General features: G+C 67.4%; 3 protein-coding genes and 1 pseudogene. 2 read left to right on the plus strand and 2 right to left on the minus strand.

Annotation, left to right across the window (positions count from 1 at the left end; genetic code table 11):
• Nucleotides 1-512 precede the first annotated feature (512 nt).
• Entirely contained in the window at nucleotides 513-1,640 is a 1,128-nt protein-coding gene (locus D477_RS23545) for a resuscitation-promoting factor (protein WP_150110062.1), read from the minus strand.
• Between the two features lie 333 nt (nucleotides 1,641-1,973).
• Complete coding sequence (locus tag D477_RS09535) at nucleotides 1,974-2,927, minus strand: TatD family hydrolase (protein ID WP_005268822.1); 954 nt, start codon at nucleotides 2,925-2,927, stop codon at nucleotides 1,974-1,976.
• A 128-nt stretch (nucleotides 2,928-3,055) separates the two neighbouring features.
• On the opposite strand from D477_RS09535, the gene D477_RS09540 reads away from it, so the two are divergent.
• Nucleotides 3,056-4,108 (plus strand): AAA family ATPase, encoded by a 1,053-nt coding sequence (locus D477_RS09540; protein ID WP_005268823.1) that lies wholly within the window; start codon nucleotides 3,056-3,058, stop codon nucleotides 4,106-4,108.
• A gap of 7 nt (nucleotides 4,109-4,115) precedes the next feature.
• Nucleotides 4,116-4,650: pseudogene (locus D477_RS09545) on the plus strand (DUF58 domain-containing protein); the annotation flags it as partial.

A 4,650-nucleotide genomic window follows, 5' to 3' on the forward strand; every position in this document is an offset into this window, starting at 1 on the left:
CCCGCCCCGGCGACCCTCCGCGCTCCAGCCCGGCGCCGCCGTCGTCCCCGGAACCCTGTTCCGAAGCGGACCGGGGCTGGCCGGGCAGGCCGGAGGCGTTCGCATCTGTCACCCTGCCATCGTAGCCATACAAGCCCGCCGCTCCGTTAACCGCCGCGTTCCCTGCCGCTCAATCCCGCTTCACAGTCCGGCCCGCACCCGGTGCATTCCCAGGCCGGCGCCCACCGCGCACTCTCTGGCGCCCACGGGCTCCATCCACCGCGCCCCTGCCGGATGAGCCACCCCTCAGCGTCCGCGTTGCCCAGCTTTGGAAACCGCCGTCCGCATCGCCGCAGGTCAGCCCCCCCCTACTTGAAGTCTAAAGCTGTCCAAGCCAGCCAGAAACCGACCACCGCGGCACGCCTCAGCCCAGGACGCAGACACTTCCTTAAACACGTCGGCCCCCGGTTTCCCGGGGGCCGACGCCTTTGGTACTGAGTGGAAGAGCAGGCGCGCGCCCGTCCAACCGTGGGCTAGAGCAGCCCGAGCTTCGCGGCGCAGGCCGGCCAGTGGCCCCAGCCGCCGTTGCTGCGCAGGACCTCGGCGGTCGCGATCTGCTCCGAGGCGCTGGCCATGTGCGGCAGCGGGGCGTACTTGCCGCCGCCGGCGCCGATCCACGAACTCTCGCTGAACTGGAGTCCGCCGTAGTAGCCGTTGCCGGTGTTGATGGACCAGTTGCCGCCGGATTCGCACTGGGCCAGGGCCTGCCAGGTGCCGCCGACGTTGGTGTTGTCCGCAGCCGGAGCCTCGGGGGCCGGACGCTCCTTGGTGCCTACGGTGACCTTCTGGCTCACCGGCTCGGCGGTGACGCGGTTGCTTTCGAGCTCGCGCTCGGTTTCCTTGCCGTCGACCAGCACGATCGCGTAGGTCTTCGTGCGCTCACCGGGGACGCCGGCGCGGGTGACGACCTTCTCGTCCTCGTACATCGACGAGTCCTTCTTGGTCTCGGTCTCGAACTCGATTGGCTCGGTGATCTCGATCTTCTGGTCGCGGTCGATCCGGGTGATCTTGAGTTTCAGCTTCTCTTTGATTGGCTCGGACTTCGGCTTGGACAGCTCATCGTCCTTGCCCAGGGTGATCTTCTGCTCCTCGAGCAGGTCGCCGACGGTCGCGGCGGTGGTGACCTTGTCCTTGGTCTCGCCGTCCACGGTGATGGTGACGGTCTTGGGCGTGGTGATTACCACGGTGCTGACGGAGGCCAGTTCGGCGTCCAGCGGGGCGGAGAGGTCGGAATCTTCCTCCACGCCGAGCTCATTGACCAGGTCTTGGACGGTGGCCGAGGTGGATTGCACTGTCTTGCTGGTGCCGTCCAGGGTCAGCTTCACGGGCTTGGCCGTGACGACCTGGATGCTGCTGCCGTTGCTGATTTCGCTTTCGACGGCGGGGGTTACGTCGTCGTATCCGTCCACCTGTACATCGGCTTCATTGAGCACGTCCTGCACGGTGGTTCCGAAGGTCGAAATGCTGCTTGCCTGCCCGTCCACGGTCAGGGTGACGCTCTTGTTGTTGCCCACGAAGGCGACGAGGCCAAGGACGAGTGCGGTCATGACGACCAGCTGCCCGGCAATTTTTACCCAGCGGTTCTTCAGTGCGTTTGCCACGGTACCCAACTTTTTCCAGTCCATCCGGGCACGGGGACCTAAGGACACGAGCAGTTGCGCGCCGAATCGCACGGCACGGTGCTTTGTGCAGGCAGGACCGGACTGAAGAATGTTTGGGCGTACGAACGGAACGTCCAACCAACCTCGGTGCGGAGTGCTGTCCGGATGCCTTCCCCGACCCCGGCCATTAGTCCGCTAGCGTAACCGAACCGTGATCTCTCAACAAATTGAGGATCGCAATTATCACGAGTCGGACACGTCACATCGGCCCACGTCAGCCCCGGTGAAACGCTCGAAATGCAGGGCTGACTAGGAGAATTACCGGTCGGTAATTTATTCGTTCCATGTGCCGTAAATTTTTTCCGTGTTCTGCGCCACCTCCGCGCACAACAAGGCGAGGTCCTTGTCGAGGACGTCGGCCATCGAACGCACGGTGTAGGGCACCATGTAGCTGGCGTTGGGGCGGCCGCGGTAGGGATGCGGGGTCAGGAACGGAGCGTCGGTTTCGACCAGCACCAGTGCCGGATCGGCCACCAGCAGCGCCTCCCGGAGGTCCTGCGCATTCTTGAAGGTCACGGTGCCAGCGAAGGACATCATCCAGCCGTTCTCGTTGCAGATCCGGGCCAGTTCCGCATCGCCGGAGAAGCAGTGGAAGACCACCTTCTCCGGAGCGCCTTCCGAGCGCAGCACGCGGACCACGTCCTCATGTGCGTCCCGGTCGTGGATCTGCAGGGCGAGCCCGAGCCGCTTGGCCATGCCGATATGCCGGCGGAACGAGTACTCCTGCGCCTTCAGCCCCTCCGGGCCGGTGCGGAAGAAGTCGAGCCCGGTTTCGCCGACGGCCCGGATCCGCGGGTGCGCGGCCAGCCGCTCGATTTCCGTGAGCGCCTCCTCCAGCACCCCTTCCTCCGCCAGCGGCGGGGCGTCATTGGGGTGGAGTGCGACGGCGCCGAGCAGCCTTGCGTCCGCCTCCACCGCCTGCACGGTGAAACGGGAGGATTCGAGGTCCGTGCCGACCTGCACTGCGCCCACGACGCCGAGTGCCTCGGCGGCGTCGAGGGCCTGGCTTACGGTCACGGCGACGTCGCCGTCGCGGAAGTCCAGGTGCGTGTGGTTGTCCATCACGGGCACCGGCAGCGGTTCCGGGGCCGGCGGATACTCCAGCCGGCGGCGGCGTCCGCTCTTTTCCTCTTCGGGGCTGCGGGTGCGGCCGTCCGCCGGAGCGGCTTCATCCGCCCGGTAGGCTGCAGGGGTTTCTCCGGGCACGGCAAGGACGTTTTTGGACATGGTTCCAGACTACGGCGAGGCCGTGCCGGACATGCGAAAGAGTCCTTTCAAGCTCTACCGCCGCGATACTTCTGCCAGTACTGTGGATACATCCCGCCTGCGGGGGAAGGCGATGCGGAAGGTTCGGCATGGATATCCAGCACCACACTGCAGTCACCGGCCCGGTCCGGTCCGGTGTTTCCGACGAAGCCGCCGGCACCCCGGTTCCGGCCGCCGGACTGCCGCTGGCCGATTTCCATGACGCCTGCGGGCGCATCCTGGCCTCGATCAACACCGTCATCGAGGGCAAGCAGGACGCCGCCCGCCTGGCCCTGACCGTGCTGCTGGCCCAAGGGCATCTGCTCGTGGAGGACGTCCCTGGCGTGGGCAAGACCATGTTGGCCAAGACGCTGGCGCGGACCATCGACTGCAGCGTGCACCGGATCCAGTTCACCCCGGACCTGCTGCCCTCGGACGTCACCGGCGTTTCGATCTACAACCAGGACAAGCACCACTTCGAATTCCGGCCCGGCCCCGTGTTCGCGAACATCGTCATCGGCGACGAGATCAACCGCGCCTCGGCCAAGACCCAATCCGCGCTGCTCGAGTGCATGGAGGAGCACCAGGTCACCGTGGACGGCCGTTCCTACAACCTGGACGCGCCGTTCATGGTAGTGGCGACGCAGAATCCGATCGAGATGGAGGGCACGTATCCGCTGCCCGAGGCCCAGCGCGACCGTTTCATGGCCCGCATCTCGATGGGCTACCCCGACCCGCGCGCCGAGATGCTGATGCTCGAGACGCACCAGTCGTTCTCACCGCTGGCCGACGTCCAGCCCGTAGTCGGCGTCGGCGAAGTCCGGGCGATGGTGGCCACGGTGCAGGATGTCTACGTCTCCCCCGCCGTGAAGGAGTATGTCGTCGGGATCGGCCGGGCCACCCGGGAGCATCCGCACCTGCGCCTGGGCGCCAGTCCGCGCGCGCTGCTGCAGCTGCTGCGTGCCGCCAAGGCCGCCGCCGCCCTGGACGGCCGGGACTTCGTCCTGCCGGACGACGTGGCCTCGGTCGCCGAGGCCGTGCTGTCCCACCGGCTGATGCTGGACCGCAAGGCCGTCACCGCCGGCGAGGACGCCCCCGGCATCGTCGCCTCGGTGCTGGCCAAGGTCCCGGTCGGCGGGGAAGCCCGCCGCTCCGCCTCCTAGGTGCGCCATGGACCGGCTCGGCTGGCTGCCCACCCGCTACATCACACCGCGCGGCTGGGGCATGATCACCGCCGGAGCCGCCGCGCTGCTGCTGGCGCAGATCATGGGCCGGCGCGACCTGCTGGCGCTGGCCGTCTTCCTGGCCGGACTCCCGGTGACCGCCGCCGCGGCGATGGTCCTGCTCAAGCCGCGCTTCGCCGTCGACCGTAAATTCCGTCCCGCCTCCGTGGAAACCGGGCTGGTCACGCAGGTCCACCTCGCGCTGCGGCGGGAAATGGGTTTCGGCACCGCCTATATGGAGGAGCAGCTGCCTTCGCGCTTCGGTCCCTCCCCTTCCTTCCGTTTTCCCGCCCGCTTCCCGACTGCCGCGGGGGAAAGCGTCTACGAGTACCGGCTGCGTTCCGGCAAGCGCGGCCTGTTCGCCATCGGGCCGGTCACCGCGGATTTCCAGGACCCCTTCGGGCTGGCCCGGCACCGGCACACCCTCGGCGCGGCCTCGCGGCTGATCGTCACGCCCGCCCCGCTGGAGCTGCCGGCCACGT

The sequence above is a fragment of the Arthrobacter crystallopoietes BAB-32 genome, assembly GCF_000328305.2.
Classification (GTDB): domain Bacteria; phylum Actinomycetota; class Actinomycetes; order Actinomycetales; family Micrococcaceae; genus Crystallibacter; species Crystallibacter crystallopoietes_A.

Bases quoted from the DNA above. Each gene is read 5' to 3' on its own strand.
- D477_RS09540 (WP_005268823.1), top strand. From the start codon at position 3,056: ATGGATATCCAGCACCACACTGCAGTCACCGGCCCGGTCCGGTCCGGT.
- D477_RS09535 (WP_005268822.1), bottom strand. From the start codon at position 2,927: ATGTCCAAAAACGTCCTTGCCGTGCCCGGAGAAACCCCTGCAGCCTAC.